Below are 14,908 nucleotides of genomic sequence, written 5' to 3'. Positions count from 1 at the left end.
AAAGCGGATCAACCGGTGTTCTGCACACCCTGCGAAACACCGTTCACGCAGGCCACCAGCGCGCGCAGCAGGTCTTCATCCTCGCGCCCGCTTTCGCGCCAGCGCTGCAGCAGATCCACCTGCAGCACGCTGATCGGATCGACGTACGGATTGCGCAGGCGGATCGAAAGCGACAGCCGCGCATCGTGGTCGAGCAACGTCTGCTGGCCCATCAGCGCCAGCAACCAGTGCCGGGTCAGTTCCAGTTCGCGCTGTACCTGCGGGAAGAAGCGCCCGTGCAGGTCGCCCGACAACAGCGAGAACTGCTCGGCAATGGTGATATCCCCCTTGGACAGCACCATCGCGATGTCGTCCAGGAAGGTACGGAAGAACGGCCAGTCACGTGCCATCTCGCGCAGGGTCTGCTCGTGACCAGCATCGACTGCCGCCTGCAGGCCGCTGCCCACGCCATACCACCCGGGAATGACTGCACGCGCCTGGCTCCAGGCGAACACCCAGGGAATCGCGCGCAGGTTGCCCAACGCCGCGTCCTGGCCGAGCCGGCGCGACGGACGCGAACCCAGCGTCATCCGCTCGATCACGTCGATCGGCGTGGCCGTGCGGAAGTAGTCCATGAAGCCAGACTGGCCGACGAAGGCGCGGTACACCTCGCTGCTGGAGCCAGCGACCACATCCATCACCGGTCGCCACTCATCCTCGCGGGGTTCGGCAGCCCGCGGGCGGAGGCTGGCGCGCAGCACCGCGCCGGTGGCCTGTTCCAGCGAGCGCAGCGCCAGCGCACGGATGCCGTATTTGCGATGGATCACCTCGCCCTGCTCGGTCACCCGCAGGCGGCCATCGATGCTGCCGCGCGGCGAAGCATCCACCGCGTGCGTGGTCTTGCCGCCACCGCGGCTGATCGAACCACCACGGCCATGGAAGAAGGTCAGGCGGATGCCGGCCTCGGCCGCCACCTCCAGCAGTTCCACCTGCGCGCGTTGCAGGCCCCAGCGCGAAGCAGCGATGCCGCCGTCCTTGCTGCTGTCCGAATAGCCCAGCATCACCATCTGCACGTCATCGCGTGCATGCAGGTGTGCGCGGTACACCGGATCGGCCAGCAGGTCGCGCAGGGTCGCGGTGCCACGCTTGAGGTCGTCCACCGTCTCGAACAGCGGCGCGATATCCAGCGGCACCGAACCGCCCTCTTCCACCAGGCCGCCACGGCGTGCCAGCGCCAGCACGGCCAGCACGTCACTGCGGTCGTGTGCCATCGAGATGATGTAGCTGCCCAGCGCATCGCCACCATGGCGCGCACGCGCATCGGCCAACGCCGCAAATACCGCATCCAGACGCTGGTTGCCTTCGTCGTCGCCCTTCGGCAACGGCGCGTCACCACTGGCATGCGGCGCCAGCAGACGCGCACGCCCCACGGCATCGAGACTGTCCCACGCTGCGTCGCCGCCCAGCACGGTGGCCAGCGCGCGCGCATGCACGCTCGATTCCTGGCGCACGTCCAACCGTGCCAGGTGGAAGCCGAAGGTCTTCACCCGCCACAGCAGGCGCTGCACGGCGAAGCCACCGGCATGTTCGCCGCGGTTGGCGCGCAGGCTGTCGAGGATCAGCTGCAGATCCTCGATCAGTTCATCAGGACCGGCGTAGGCGCCTTCGCCGTCATCCAGTGTGGCCTGCAGGCGTGCACGCATGCGGTCATTGAGCAGGCGGTACGGCATGTCGGCATGGCGTGGGCGCGACTGCACCTGCGGCAGCAGCTGCTGGTAGTGCGCCACCCGTGCCTGCAGCGCATCGCTCACACCCACCCGCTCGGTGGACTGGCTGAGCAGGCTGGCCAGCTGCAGCAGTTCCTTCTGGTAGCGCGCGAGCACCGCCTGCCGCTGCGCATCCAGCGTATTGCGGATGGTATGGGCATCCACGTTCGGATTGCCGTCCATGTCGCCGCCCACCCAGGTGCCGAATCGCAGCAGGCGTGGCAGCGGCAGTTCTTCGCCGTAGGTATCGCGCAGCGCCTGCTGCAGCGATTCGTACAGCACCGGAATCACCCGGTACAGCACCTGCACCAGATAGAAGCCGACGTGCTCGCGTTCGTCATCGACGGTGGGCCGCACCGGCGAGGAATCGGTGGTCTGCCACGAAGCGGTCAATGCCATGCGGAAGCGCGCGGCATCGGCGGCGGCTTCACCCGGTGTGCGCTGGCCATCGAGATTGTCGACCAGGCTGGCCACCATCAGCTGCTCCTTCTCCAGCAGCGCGCGGCGCACTGCTTCGGTCGGGTGTGCGGTGAACACCGGTTCAATGTCGATGCGTGGCAGCCACTGCGCCAGCTCGTCCAGGCCCACGCCCTGCGCCTTCAGGTGCTGCAGTGCATCCTGCAGGCCATCGGGCTGCGCCCCTGCGGTACCGGCGCGCTGGTAGTCACGGCGGCGGCGGATGCGATGCACGCGCTCGGCGATGTTGACCACCTGGAAGTAGGTGCTGAAGGCCCGCACCATGGTTTCGGCCTGCTGAGGCGTGCGCCCGGCCAGGCCATCGGCCAGCTCCGACAACGGCGCCTGGTTCTCGCGGCGGGCGATGGCGCGGGTGCGCACGTCCTCGACATCGTCGAGGAACGCGGCGGAGACCTGTTCAACCAGCAGGTCGCCAACCAGCGCGCCGAGCCGGCGCACGTCATCGCGAAGCGGAAGATCGGGGGAAGCAAACTCGATGCTGCTGCGGTACTCGTTCATCGGCGACGCACAGGCCTCGGTCAACGGATCCAGACCCCAAGCCTAAACCAGAACGGGCATCGTGCTGCGATGCAAAAATGGTTTCATCTGGTAGTGCCGGCCGCTGGCCGGCAACCTCAGGTCGCGTGAGTCCATGAGGTTGCCGGCCAGCGGCCGGCACTACCGGGTCACGTCAGCGCTTCTTCTTCGCCTTGCCCTGCTCGGCCGGGCCGATGGTCTGTTCCAGCCAGCGCTCGCTTTCGGCCAGCATGGTCATGATCGACTCGCGTGCACGGTAGGCATGCGATTCGTTCGGCAGCATCACCAGACGCGCGGTACCACCCAGGCCCTTCACTGCGGCGAACATGCGCTCGCTCTGCATCGGGAACGTGCCGGAGTTGTTGTCGTCCACGCCGTGGATGAAGAGGATCGGATCCTTGATCCTGTCGGCGTAGTTGAACGGCGCCATCTTCTGGTAGACGTCCTGCGCCTGCCAGTAGTTGCGCTCCTCGGCCTGGAAGCCGAACGGCGTGAGCGTGCGGTTGTAGGCGCCGCTGCGCGCGATGCCCGCCTTGAACAGGCGCGTGTGCGCCAGCAGGTTGGCGGTCATGAACGCACCGTAGGAATGGCCACCAACGGCGATGTGATCGCGATCGGTCACGCCACGGCGCACCACTTCATCCACGGCGGCCTGCGCGTTGGCCACCAGCTGTTCGATGTAGGTGTCGTTGGGCTCCTTGTCGCCTTCGCCGATGATCGGCATCGACGGGCTGGCCAGCACCACATAGCCCTTGGCCAGGAACGCCTGCGGGCCCCAGTAGCTGACCGCATTGAAGCGGTACGGCGAATCGGTCACCTGGCTGGCCGCAGCCGCACTCTTGAACTCGCCCGGGTAGGCCCACATCAGCAGCGGCCGCGGGCCGTCGCGCTTCGGGTCGTAGCCCGGCGGCAGCAGCAGGGTCGCGGTCAGGTCGACGCCATCCTTGCGCTTGTAGCGGATCTGCTCCTTCTGCACGCCCTTCAACTGCGGCAGCGGATGCGCGAAGTGGGTCAGCGCACGCGGTGCAGCACCGGCATCGGCCAGCGACTGCACGTAGAAGTTGGCCGGCTCATCCGGGCTCTCGCGGCTCAGCAGCAGCGAGCTGGCCTGGTTGTCCAGCAACGCCACCGGCAGCGCATAGCTCGGCGCCTGCGAGTGGAACAGGCGGGTGGCCTTGCCCGTGGCGACGTCGAAGCGGTCCACGAACGGACGATCACCTTCCGGCGATGCACCGGCACCGGCCAGATACAGGCTGCTGCCATCGGCGCTGGTCTGCAGCAGCGAGCGCCCGCGGTCGTCGCTGGACAACAGCGGCCGGCCCGGATCGGAATAGCGGTCCTGTCCGTCGCGATCCCACAGCAGGCGCGGCTCGGCGCCGGCATTGTCCGGGGCAATCAGCCAGGTCCTGGTCTTGCGCGTCTTCCACCACGACTCGGTCAGCAGGGCCAGGTCGCCACGGCCCCAGTTGATGCCCACCAGACGGCTGCCGAGCTGGGCCAACGTGACCGGCGGCGTGTCGAACGGCGCAGCTTGCATCAGCACCGCATCGCGCACCTTGGCCTCCCTGTTCGGGTCGCCGCCGTCCTGGGCTTCGGCCCAGACCAGCGTGGCATCGGCATCACCACGCCAGCTGATATCGCGCACGCCGGTCACTTCAGCGTCGTTGCCGGTCGGCAAACCTTCCACCAGCGGACGCACGGCCACGGTGTGCACCAGCTTGCCGCTGGCACGGTCGATCACTTCAATGCGGCGCGGGAAACTGCTCACCGGCACCACGTAGGAATACGGCCGCTGCACCGGCTGGCGCAGCACGAAGCGGCCATCCGGCGACACCGCAAAGCCCATGAAGATGCCAGCTGCGCCGATCGCGCGGGTGTTGCCATCCAGGCTGACTTCCATCGGCTGGGTGGTGGCGTAGTAATCGAACTGGCGCGCGTCGGCCTCGTTCTTCAGCAGGTCCTGGTAGGTACGGATCGACACCACGCCGCCGCCCTGGCTGGTCTGCTGCACGGCCGGGCCGGTCGGAATGCCGTCGGCGGCCGGGGCCGCACCAAGGTTGGCCGGGCGCATGAATACCACCAGGCCGCGGCTGTCCGGCAGCCACTGGTAGCCACTGCCGATCACCGTGTTCAGGCTGGCGACCAGACGACGGGCGCTGCCGCCGGCCACATCCACCAGCCACAGTTCATTGGCGCCGCTGGCGGCGTCGACCTGGTTGAAGGCAAGCCACTTCTGGTCCGGCGACCACATCACGCTGGCGATCGACAGCGTGGCCGGCAGGCCGCTGATCTGCCGTTCCTTGCCGTCGGCCACGTTCATCAGCCACAGCTTCTCGCCGAAGCTGAAGCGGCTGTCGGAGAAGGTGCGCGGGTTGATGCGCAGGCCGGCCAGCTTCAGTTCCGGCTGCGCCACCACCTGGATCGACGGCAGCGACGGCATCTGCATCAACGCGGCCACGTCGCGGCGTGGCGACAGGTACAGCGAAGGCGCGCGCGGCGCGTCGACCACCGCCTGCAGCGCGGCCGACGGCAGTTCGTAGCCGGTGACGCCCGGGGCCTGTACCTGGGCGGGCTGCGGGGACGCAGCCCAGGCCAGCGGGGCCACCGCCAGCAGTCCCATCGACAGGACCAGACCGGTCCAGCGCCGTGTGCGGCGCGCGTGCATGCTCATCGTTCCACCTGTGTGATGCGTGAAAACACCGACCTTAACAGGCCGTGCACGCGATCCCACCTGCCGATGGTTGGGTCATCCGGATGTCACGCCGGGGCCGCGATATAATGGGGGTTCTCCCCTGCCGAGGGGCGCTGCGACCGGATCCCATGAGGCCCGGCCAGGCTCGGTAAGGTGGCTTTGTAACAACGGCGCCCGGCTAGATGCGAGCACCCGCTCGCCCACAACCGGAGCACACGAATGAACGCTGTTGCCAAGACCTTCTCCACCGAAGGTGATTACAAGATCCGCGACATCACGCTGGCCGACTGGGGCCGCAAGGAACTGGACATCGCCGAGCACGAGATGCCGGGCCTGATGTCGATCCGCCGCAAGTACCAGGCCGAGCTGCCGCTGAAGGGCGTGCGCGTGACCGGCTCGCTGCACATGACCATCCAGACCGCCGTGCTGATCGAGACCCTGAAGGACATCGGTGCCGACGTGCGCTGGGCCTCGTGCAACATCTTCTCGACCCAGGACCACGCCGCTGCCGCCATCGCCGCCACCGGCACCCCGGTGTTCGCCTGGAAGGGCGAGACCCTGGAAGAGTACTGGGACTGCACCCTGGACGCGCTGACCTTCACCCTGGCCGACGGCACCCTGACCGGCCCGGAACTGGTGGTCGACGACGGCGGTGACGTGACCCTGCTGATCCACAAGGGCTACGAGCTGGAAAACGGCAGCGACTGGGTCAACACCGCCTCTGCCTCGCACGAAGAACAGGTCATCAAGAACCTGCTCAAGCGCGTCGCCAAGGAGCGCCCGGGTTACTGGGGCCGCGTGGTCAAGGACTGGAAGGGCGTCTCCGAAGAGACCACCACCGGCGTGCACCGCCTGTACCAGCTGGCCCAGGCCGGCACCCTGCTGATCCCGGCGATCAACGTCAACGACTCGGTCACCAAGAGCAAGTTCGACAACCTGTACGGCTGCCGCGAGTCGCTGGCCGATGGCCTGAAGCGCGCGATGGACGTGATGCTGGCCGGCAAGGTGGCCGTGGTCTGCGGCTACGGCGACGTCGGCAAGGGCTGCGCGGCCTCGCTGCGTGCCTACGGCGCGCGCGTGATCGTCACCGAGATCGACCCGATCTGCGCCCTGCAGGCGGCGATGGAAGGCTATGAAGTCAACACCATCGAATCGACCCTGGGCCGTGCCGACCTGTACGTCACCACCACCGGCAACAAGGACATCATCCGCATCGAGCACCTGAGCGCGATGAAGGACCAGGCCATCGTCTGCAACATCGGCCACTTCGACAACGAGATCCAGGTCGATGCGCTGGTGTCGTTCGCCGGCATCAAGCACGTCAACATCAAGCCGCAGGTGGACAAGTACATCTTCCCGAACGGCAACGCGATCTTCCTGCTGGCCGAAGGCCGCCTGGTGAACCTGGGCTGCGCCACCGGCCACCCGAGCTTCGTCATGTCCAACAGCTTCGCCAACCAGACCCTGGCACAGATCGACCTGTGGGCGAACAAGGACAGCTACGAGAAGAAGGTCTACCTGCTGCCGAAGAAGCTGGACGAAGAAGTGGCCCGCCTGCACCTGGAAAAGATCGGCGTGAAGCTGACCACCCTGAGCCAGGAACAGGCCGACTACATCGGCGTGCCGGTGGAAGGCCCGTTCAAGCCGGACCACTACCGCTACTGATCGTTTTTATCTATCCGACGGGGCCTTACCGCCCCGTCGGTTTGAGGGACACAACATTGTTGAGCAACAGCAGTGTTACACGACTCGGCGAGCAGCTGAAGAATGGTAATGACGATGCCAATACGCTCACCGAGCTAGAAGCATATCGTTCAGAATTCGTACCCGCATACAACCACGTAGTTCGAATCCTGAAAGATAAGCTGCTTCTTTCGGTCACCGGGCGCTTCAAATCAACAATTTCGATCATTGAAAAATTGAGACGAAGCAGCAGCAGACTTGCTCAAATTCAAGATATTGCGGGTTGCCGCGTCGTCGCCACTACGACAATGGAGCAGAGGGAGATTGCCGACTCTCTCAGACAGTGGTTTCCTGACATTAAATTCATTGATCGCACTACACGCCCAAGTAACGGTTACAGAGCTATACACGCACTTGTTCGACATGATGGCCGCGTTGTCGAAATTCAAATCAGAACGCTCATTCAGAATTTCTGGGCAAGCATCTCAGAGAAGGTCGCCGATCTCCATGGTCAGGAAGTCAAATACGGAGGGGGGCCTCCGGAATTGCAGCGCCACCTCATTGGCCTCTCAGAAGCATTCAGAGTGGCCGAGGATCGCAACGAGCAGTATGCACTGACGCACGTTAGCGTGGTGCAAGCGAAGCGTTCTGGCGTCTCCAAAGACACTTGGAAGAAGCTTCGCGACGATAAATCTAGCGCCAAGAAGAGATATGAAAGCGCCATGAGCCACGTTAGCAAGCTACTTGCTAGCAAGCTGCTTAAGGGAATCTAAATATGTATTACCTTGTTCACTACAATCGGCGCTCCAGATCAGTCCTCAGGCTAAGTGAGTTTGTGGACAGACCTTCTGCATCACGCGAAAAGCTCGCAATTGAGATCAGCCTAATTGGGCACGACGACGGACACGAGGTCGTCATACTGGAAGCTAAGGACATGACAGACCTTCAGCGCAGTCATAGCAGATACTTCGCTGATTTGACGAAGCTAAATCCTTTTGGCCGCAGAACCGAATAGGTCTGATGGTGCAGTAGCCTCGGTCAAGGCAACACCCCTGCCCCGCGCTAGGATGCCCCCATGACTCCGGCCATCAACCTGCTCAAGCGCGAGAAGATCGCCCACACCGTGCGCAGCTACGTGCACGATGCTCACGCCGAATCCTATGGCGGCGAAGCCGTCGACAAGCTCGGCCTCGACCCGGCCCAGGTGTTCAAGACCCTGCTGGCCAGCACCGAGACCCACGAACTGCTGGTAGCGATCGTGCCGGTGGCCGGCCAGCTGGACCTGAAGGCCCTTGCCGAAGCGGCCAGCTGCAAGAAGTGCGAAATGGCCGCGGCCGATGCCGCACAGCGCGCGACCGGTTACCTGGTCGGTGGCATCAGCCCACTCGGGCAGAAGAAGCGCCTGCGCACCTTCCTGGACGCCAGCGCGCAGGCATTGCCCGCGCTGCATGTCAGCGCCGGTCGCCGCGGCCTGGAAGTGGAACTGGCACCAGCCGACCTGCTGCGGCTGACTGCCGGCCACTACGCTGCCATCGGCAAGTCACGCTGATGCGCTGGCCCTGGTCTGCAGCACCGATACCCCGGCTCGACGATGCACAGGCCGATGTGCTGCTGCAGGACCTGTTGTCGCGCGATGCAACGCGCATTACCGATGCCGCGCGTACGGTCGCTCGGCTGTTCAGCGCCTCATCGTTGGACGCGCTGGTCGCGCATGTGGATACGATCGAACGCAGCTGCCAAGGCATCGCCCTTGGCGGCATGCTGATCAGCAACCAGGCGCACCTCAAGGCGGCCCTGCAACGGCTGCGCTACTGGCAGGCACGCGAAGGCTGCCTGTGCGCGCTCTACCCATCCTATGTGTTCTTCAGCCCCGAGCCGCTGCTGGAACAAGATCACGTGCAGCTGCGTGCACGGGGCGAAGCGGAGGACGGCTGGGGCGAATGCTACCGGCTGACGTGCACCTGCTGCGCGCAGCAATGGAGCGCGACCGAGCGCGAATACCACTACACCTGGTGGGAGTGGAAGCCCGAGCCCGCCCTGCAGACGCCTTAGTTGAGCTTGAACGTGACCGTGCCGCGTATCAGGCTCATGCTTGGTGCCTTGCCTGCCGCTTCACGCTCGTAGCGCCAGTCACGCGCGTGCTTGAGCGCCGCCGCATCGAGCAGCGGGTAGCCGCTGGATCGGGACAGGATGATCGCCTGGGTCTTGCCCTGCGCATCCAGCAGCAGCATCAGCTCGACACCTCCCTGCTGGGCCTCGCGCATGGCGGCCGCAGGATACGTCGGGACCGACGAAAGTCGCCGCTGGTGCCAGCCTCCTTCCCGGGCAATCAAGGGCGTGCTGGAAGAGAGTGGGCAACGCGCAGGCATCTGCAGGTCGAAGCCTGCAGCCCCTTGCGAAGGCCGGGTGGTGGCTGGCGCACCACAGGCGATCGCAGACACGCTCTGCAGCAACGACTGCTGACGCGAAAGCGCTGCAGCGTCATCCGCTTCCACATGGAACGTGCAGCGCCCCGACGTTGCCTGCGCCTGCAGTGAACCCACGCCGGCATCGCGGATCGGCGTCACGTCGGACAAAGCACCACAGGCAGCGCCTGCATCGTATTTTGCTGCAGAGCCCTCACACGCGGCCAGCAGGCCTGCGGCGACCCATGCGAACGGCATCCAACTGCGAACATCCATCCCTGTGCTCCCTGCGTTGATCCACCGCCATGGTAGCGCCCCGCTGCAATCTTCCCTGTTCACAGGCCGACTGGCCGGCCGCAGCGTGGGCTCACGGCCGCCAGTTGGCGTTGTTCTCCCAGAACGCGACGGAGCGCTGATAAGCCTCGCGATCCAGCGGCACACCGGAACCGCCCTCCTCCACGCCCAGTGCATTGCGCATCATGGTGATCGGCGCCATCGGTACCTCTTCGGGTTCGGCGGTGTAGATACAGCCGACGATGCCCCAGTCGGCCTCGATCGGTGAACCCTCCTTCGCCAGCTGCCCGGCGCTGTACAGGATCACCACCAGGTAGTTCGCACGCGGTGACTCCACGCCTTCGAACCAGCGCACCAGTACCGGCAGTTCCTCGCGGTTGCGCGCCTCGTAGCCGCTGCGCAGCTGGTGGCGGTTGGCGTCGGTGACCGGCACCGTCAGGCAGCGCGTGCTGGTCCAGTTCTCGTAGACGAACAGTTTGCAGAACGGCGCGTAGCCGTCGAGCACCTTCAGCGGCGCGTGCGCATTGAGGTGTGCCTCGAACTGCTCGGCAGTGCAATCCTGGATGGTGTTGCCGCGCGGCACGCGCGGGAACAGGCGGGGACGGGCGAAGTCGGTGAGGACGATGGACATGGCGGGGCGTGATCAGGGGTTCCACCGCACAGGGTAACCGCCCCGGCGACAGGCAGGGGCGGATGCCGATGGTCACTGGCGCCCGCGTCCGGCTTGCAGCACCCTGCGGGGGACCCAATGCAAGGATCGCCGGCTCATGGATGTAGCACGCGCGTTGCCCCGTTCCGCCCACCGTCGGCGATGGCAGATCGTCCTGACCATCCTGCTGCTGGCGCCGCCATTGCTGTTCGCCGCCGCTCTGCTCTGGCCGCTGTCGGCACCGCCGTTGCCCGAGCCGGGCAACAGCCGCATGATCGTCAACGCGCGGGTGGTGGACGTCGCGCGCGGCCAGGTCAGCGAACCCACCACGGTCACCATCCGCAACGGCACGATCACCGCCGTCGGCGAAGGCATTGCCGATGCAGCGTTGCCGGTCTTCGACGCCGGCGGCCGCTGGCTGCTGCCCGGCTTCTGGGACATGCACACCCACGCCCTGCAGCTGTCGCCGCAGCTGCAGTTCCCGCTGATGCTGGCCAATGGCATCACCGGCACCCGCGACATGATGGACTGCCCGCAGGCTACCGATCCGCTGATCGCCTGCGTGGCCGACAAGCGCCGCTGGACCGCACAGGCCGTTGCCGGCCAGCAGGTCGCACCGCGCTTCGTGCAGATCGCCAGCTTCTATTTCGAAGATCCAGCGTTGGCGCCGGACACCGCGGCACAGCGTGCGCGCACGTACAGCGCGCGCGGTGTCGACGCGTTGAAGGTCTACAACCGGTTGCGTGCGGATACCTACCAGCGGCTGGCCAGCGAAGCGCGGCACCTGCATCGCCCGCTGGTCGGCCACCTGCCCAGGGCGGTTCCGCTGGAGGACGCGCTTCAGGCAGGCCAGCGCAGTTTCGAGCATGCGCACCTGTTCGTGCGTCATTGCTTCGACAACGCCGCCGCTTGGCGCGGCGGTACGCTGGATGGCGAAGATCCGACCGCACTGGCCGAACGCATGGTCGGTGGCTACCAGCCTTCCGTGTGCAATGAGGCGTTCGGCTTGATGCAGGCCAGCGGCGCCGCGTTCGTACCCACCCATGTCACCCGCGAAGAGGATGCGCGTGCGCGCGACCCCGCCTTCATCAACGATCCACGTCTGGCCTATCTCGATCCACTTTCGCGCTGGGCATGGCGCGATGATCTGACGGCCACCACCGAACGCTATCCTGGCCTGCGCGGCGAAGACGCGTTGAAGGCGTACTTCGAGCATGGACTGGCCCTCACCGGTGCCGCGCACCGTGCCGGCGTCAGCGTGCTGGTCGGCACCGATACCGGGCTGGGTGGCTTCCGCTATCACGAGGAACTGCAGTGGCTGCGGCAGGCAGGCCTGAGCCAGGCCGACGTGCTGCGCGCGGCAACGCTGCACGCGGCGCGTCATCTGGAGCTGCAGGCATCGCATGGCAGTGTCGAGGTCGGCAAAGCCGCCGACCTGGTATTGCTCGACGGCAACCCGCTGCAGGACACCGCCAACACCCGTCGTGTGCACGCGGTGCTGCTGGCCGGGCACCTCTACGACCGCTCGCGGCTGGATGCACTGCTCGCCTACACCCGCGCGCAGGCACGTTCACCGGCGGTGATGGCGCGCCTGCTGTGGGGCTTCATCACCAGCCCGGTCAGTGCCGAGCTGTAGCGGCAGCTACAACGCCATCCGTTCACGCAGCTCCCGCGCCTGCCGCCGCGACACTTCCACCTCGCTGCCATCATCCAGCGCCAGGTCATAGCCGTCGCCGATGCTGGGCGACACCCCACGGATACGGCGCAGGTTGACCAGCGTGTTGCGGTTGGCACGGAAGAACAGATCCGGCGGCAGACGTGCTTCCAGCGCACTCAGGCTGCGGGTCAGCAACGCGTTCTGGTCGCGGAACCACAGCCGCGTGTAGTTGCCATCCACCACCAGCCGGCGGATCTCCGAGACCGCGACGAACCAGCAGCGTTCGCCCTCGCGCACGAACACCTGGTCCTGCGCGCCCAGCGTGCTGCGCGGCTCCGGCGTTTCGCCCGCCACCACCTCGCGCTGGCGCGCCCGCTGCAACGCTTCCAGCAAACGCGGTGCCTCGACCGGCTTCACCAGATAGTCCAGCGCGTTGGCCTGGAACGCGCGCACCGCGTAGGTGTCATAGGCGGTAACGAACACCACCGCCGGCACCGCCTCCAGCCCGTCCAGCACATCGAAGCCACTGCCGGACGGCATCTGCACATCCAGCAGCACCAGGTCCGGCGCCAGTGTGGCGATCGCCTCGCGTGCGGCAGGCACATCGTCGGCTTCGCCCACGCACTGCACCCACGGCAGCGCCGACAACAGCGTGCGCAGCTCCTGCCGCGCCAGCCGCGCATCATCAACGATCAACACGCGCAGCACGCCATTCATTGCGGAATCTCCAGCAGGGCCCGCATGCGGTCGCCGACCGGCTGCAGGATGAAACGACCTTGCGTACCGAGCTGCGCACGCAGGTAGGCCAGGCCGACGCCATGCCCAGGGGTGGGCTCGTTGGCGCTGCCCAGAGGATTGTCCACCTGCAGGCGCAGCACGTCATTGTCCAGCGTGGCGCGGATCTGCACCTCGCCGCCGCCGGGGCGGCTGGCGATGCCGTGCTTGATCGCGTTTTCCACCAGCAGCTGTAGTGCCATCGCCGGCAGCTGCGTCTGCATGGCATCGGCATCAATGTGCTGGCTTACCTGCAGGCGCTGTTCGAAGTGGATGGCCTCGATGGCCAGGTAGTCGTCGACCACCGCCAGCTCCTCGGCCAACGTGACCTGCTCACTGCGGTTGTGCGCCAGCGCCTGGCGCAGCGTGCGCGACAGGCGGGTGACCATGTCGCGCGCACGCTCAGGATCTTCCAGGATCAGCGCGCGCAGGTTGTTCAACGCATTGAACATGAAGTGCGGGTTGAGCCGTGCACGCAGCGCATCGCGTTCCAGCGCACTGCGCTCGGCTTCGGCGCGCAGGCGGGCCAGTTCCGCCCCGCGTATCCGACGCAGGCTGTGCAGGCTTGCCCAAAGCGCTGCCCACAGGGCCAGCATCACCGCAGTGGTGTACCAGTAGAGCAGCAGCGCCTTGGGGCTGAAGTCGGCCGTCTGCCGCCCCAGGCTCACCCAGTTCCAGGCCAGCGCCGAGTGCAGCGCGATGTTCACCAGCAGCTGCGCCACTGCAGCACCCAATGCCACCGACAGCGCCAGCCGCAGCAACAGCCCGGCCATACCGCGCGCCCACCAGTCGGCACGCAGCGCCAGCGCACGGATGGCACCGCTGCATCCAAACAGGGCCAACGCCAGGCCCAGCGTGATCAACACGCCTGCGCTTCCGGCATCGCTGAAATAGGCCTGGCGCAGGCCGATTCCGGCAACGCCATAGAGCGCCCATACCAGCGCATTGAGCAGCCAGAAGCGTACCGTCGAGGAGGAATCCGGCATGTCCATTCCGAGGCGTGTTGAAACTCAGTGGTGGCGGTCGAGGAAGGCCCGCACCTGTTCCTGCAACCAGCGCGGATCATCCCACATCAGGAAGTGGAAACCCTGCGCGCTCATCGCGATCTGTACGCCCTGCAGTTTCGCGTACTGCGACTGGAACACCGCCCGGGTGCCGTCCTCGGTGCCACCCATCGGCTGGTAGCCGGCCCAGCTGCCCAGCACCAGCGTCGGTGCGGTGATCGAGGCAATGCTGTCACGCAGGTCAGTGGTCATCACCGCATGCATGGCATCGGCCGTGGTCTGGCGATCGCTGCCTTCGCCCCAGCGGCCCAGTTCGGCCTGGCGCTGAGTATCGCGGGTCATCCCCGGCAGGCCCGCCTTCAACTGCGCCTGCCATTGCGCTGCGCCGGCGGCCAGCATGCCCTTGCGCAGCTGGTCGGCCATCGGCCGCACGCTGTCAGCGGTGGCCTTCGGGTCACGCGCGGCCGGCAGGAATGGCAGGGCGTCAACCACCACCAACGCGCTGACCGCCTTCGGCTCGGCCTGCGCCATCTGCAGGCCCAACAGGCCACCGAGGCTGTGGCCCACCACCACCACCGGCCCCAGATGCTGGTCATGCAGGTAGGCCAGCAGCTGCCCGCGCATCGCCGGCAGGAACTCGACCGGGCGCGGATCGGCCGCGAACGCACCGGCAAAGCCGGGCAGCTGCACCAGATGGCACTGCACATCCTTCAGGGCCAGGCAGGTCTCGCGCCACACCTCGGCGCTGCTGTTGAGGCCGGGAATCATCAGCAGCGGGCGGCCCTTGCCGACCACCTCGACCTGCACCTTGCCCGCCGCCGGGGCGCTGGCGGCGTGCGCCGAGCCGGAGCCGAGCACGGCCATCGCCATGCCGATCATCGCCAGCCGGGCCAGGGCCTTCATTGCATACCAGAGTGCCAGGAAGATCTTCATCGTCTGCTCCTTCGTCAGGTGGGTGGTGCCGGGATGGGCTCAGCGTGCCGCCGGCCATGGCACCCGGGGGGCGATTTCG

The 14,908-nt window shown here is 66.2% G+C and carries 12 protein-coding genes and 1 riboswitch; of the genes, 5 read left to right on the top strand and 7 right to left on the bottom strand.

Going from position 1 to position 14,908, the window contains the following annotated elements:
• Positions 1–8: 8 nt before the first annotated feature.
• Together ppc and ACZK5G_RS03300 are read right to left on the bottom strand one after the other, a co-directional pair.
• Positions 9–2,720: a phosphoenolpyruvate carboxylase gene (gene ppc / locus ACZK5G_RS03305; RefSeq protein WP_478466479.1), complete on the bottom strand. Its 2,712-nt coding sequence runs from the start codon at positions 2,718–2,720 to the stop codon at positions 9–11.
• A gap of 172 nt (positions 2,721–2,892) precedes the next feature.
• A complete protein-coding gene (locus ACZK5G_RS03300) occupies positions 2,893–5,409 on the bottom strand; it encodes a S9 family peptidase (protein WP_478465335.1) in 2,517 nt (838 codons plus the stop codon).
• A gap of 120 nt (positions 5,410–5,529) precedes the next feature.
• Positions 5,530–5,613: riboswitch (S-adenosyl-L-homocysteine riboswitch) on the top strand.
• Between the two features lie 36 nt (positions 5,614–5,649).
• On the opposite strand from ACZK5G_RS03300, the gene ahcY reads away from it, so the two are divergent.
• From ahcY to ACZK5G_RS03280, 4 genes are all read left to right on the top strand, one after another.
• Positions 5,650–7,095, top strand: a complete 1,446-nt coding sequence (gene ahcY, locus ACZK5G_RS03295) for an adenosylhomocysteinase (RefSeq protein WP_014036003.1) — start codon at positions 5,650–5,652, stop codon at positions 7,093–7,095.
• A 59-nt stretch (positions 7,096–7,154) separates the two neighbouring features.
• Positions 7,155–7,886, top strand: coding sequence for a GTP pyrophosphokinase (locus ACZK5G_RS03290; protein WP_478465333.1), 732 nt, complete (start codon positions 7,155–7,157; stop codon positions 7,884–7,886).
• Between the two features lie 302 nt (positions 7,887–8,188).
• A complete protein-coding gene (gene ybaK / locus ACZK5G_RS03285) occupies positions 8,189–8,662 on the top strand; it encodes a Cys-tRNA(Pro) deacylase (protein ID WP_478465331.1) in 474 nt (157 codons plus the stop codon).
• Positions 8,662–9,165: a hypothetical protein gene (locus ACZK5G_RS03280; RefSeq protein ID WP_478465329.1), complete on the top strand. Its 504-nt coding sequence runs from the start codon at positions 8,662–8,664 to the stop codon at positions 9,163–9,165. The genes ybaK and ACZK5G_RS03280 overlap by 1 nt, the downstream gene beginning before the upstream one ends.
• Here the strand turns inward: ACZK5G_RS03280 and ACZK5G_RS03275 are convergent.
• Both ACZK5G_RS03275 and ACZK5G_RS03270 read right to left on the bottom strand, forming a co-directional pair.
• On the bottom strand, positions 9,162–9,794 hold the full coding sequence (locus tag ACZK5G_RS03275) for an energy transducer TonB (RefSeq protein WP_149908791.1): 633 nt from the start codon (positions 9,792–9,794) through the stop codon (positions 9,162–9,164). The two genes, ACZK5G_RS03280 and ACZK5G_RS03275, sit on opposite strands and share 4 nt — an antisense overlap.
• Positions 9,795–9,885: 91 nt before the next feature.
• Positions 9,886–10,443, bottom strand: coding sequence for a DUF3228 family protein (locus ACZK5G_RS03270; protein WP_065722784.1), 558 nt, complete (start codon positions 10,441–10,443; stop codon positions 9,886–9,888).
• Between the two features lie 136 nt (positions 10,444–10,579).
• Here ACZK5G_RS03270 and ACZK5G_RS03265 point away from each other — a divergent pair, with 136 nt between their 5' ends.
• The gene (locus ACZK5G_RS03265; RefSeq protein ID WP_478465327.1) at positions 10,580–12,097 is read left to right on the top strand and encodes an amidohydrolase family protein; all 1,518 of its coding nucleotides are present in this window, start codon (positions 10,580–10,582) and stop codon (positions 12,095–12,097) included.
• A gap of 6 nt (positions 12,098–12,103) precedes the next feature.
• Here the strand turns inward: ACZK5G_RS03265 and ACZK5G_RS03260 are convergent, their stop codons facing one another.
• Genes ACZK5G_RS03260 through ACZK5G_RS03250 form a run of 3 tightly spaced genes read right to left on the bottom strand, consistent with a single transcriptional unit; the run spans position 12,104 to position 14,829 of the window.
• Positions 12,104–12,835 carry a LytR/AlgR family response regulator transcription factor gene (locus ACZK5G_RS03260; protein WP_478465325.1) on the bottom strand — a complete coding sequence of 244 codons (732 nt, stop codon included), beginning with the start codon at positions 12,833–12,835 and terminating at the stop codon, positions 12,104–12,106.
• On the bottom strand, positions 12,832–13,878 hold the full coding sequence (locus ACZK5G_RS03255; RefSeq protein ID WP_478465324.1) for a sensor histidine kinase: 1,047 nt from the start codon (positions 13,876–13,878) through the stop codon (positions 12,832–12,834). The genes ACZK5G_RS03260 and ACZK5G_RS03255 overlap by 4 nt, the downstream gene beginning before the upstream one ends.
• 24 nt (positions 13,879–13,902) lie before the next feature.
• Complete coding sequence (locus tag ACZK5G_RS03250) at positions 13,903–14,829, bottom strand: alpha/beta fold hydrolase (protein WP_478465322.1); 927 nt, start codon at positions 14,827–14,829, stop codon at positions 13,903–13,905.
• Positions 14,830–14,908: the final 79 nt, after the last annotated feature.

It is taken from the genome of Stenotrophomonas sp. 62841_Sma (assembly GCF_056482945.1).
The sequence above is the reverse complement of the archived record's forward strand: the minus strand, read 5'-3'. Positions and strand labels throughout refer to the sequence as shown.

Bases quoted from the DNA above. Each gene is read 5' to 3' on its own strand.
- ppc (WP_478466479.1), bottom strand. From the start codon at position 2,720: ATGAACGAGTACCGCAGCAGCATCGAGTTTGCTTCCCCCGATCTTCCG.
- ACZK5G_RS03300 (WP_478465335.1), bottom strand. From the start codon at position 5,409: ATGAGCATGCACGCGCGCCGCACACGGCGCTGGACCGGTCTGGTCCTG.
- ahcY (WP_014036003.1), top strand. From the start codon at position 5,650: ATGAACGCTGTTGCCAAGACCTTCTCCACCGAAGGTGATTACAAGATC.
- ybaK (WP_478465331.1), top strand. From the start codon at position 8,189: ATGACTCCGGCCATCAACCTGCTCAAGCGCGAGAAGATCGCCCACACC.
- ACZK5G_RS03280 (WP_478465329.1), top strand. From the start codon at position 8,662: ATGCGCTGGCCCTGGTCTGCAGCACCGATACCCCGGCTCGACGATGCA.
- ACZK5G_RS03275 (WP_149908791.1), bottom strand. From the start codon at position 9,794: ATGGATGTTCGCAGTTGGATGCCGTTCGCATGGGTCGCCGCAGGCCTG.
- ACZK5G_RS03270 (WP_065722784.1), bottom strand. From the start codon at position 10,443: ATGTCCATCGTCCTCACCGACTTCGCCCGTCCCCGCCTGTTCCCGCGC.
- ACZK5G_RS03265 (WP_478465327.1), top strand. From the start codon at position 10,580: ATGGATGTAGCACGCGCGTTGCCCCGTTCCGCCCACCGTCGGCGATGG.
- ACZK5G_RS03260 (WP_478465325.1), bottom strand. From the start codon at position 12,835: ATGAATGGCGTGCTGCGCGTGTTGATCGTTGATGATGCGCGGCTGGCG.
- ACZK5G_RS03255 (WP_478465324.1), bottom strand. From the start codon at position 13,878: ATGCCGGATTCCTCCTCGACGGTACGCTTCTGGCTGCTCAATGCGCTG.
- ACZK5G_RS03250 (WP_478465322.1), bottom strand. From the start codon at position 14,829: ATGAAGATCTTCCTGGCACTCTGGTATGCAATGAAGGCCCTGGCCCGG.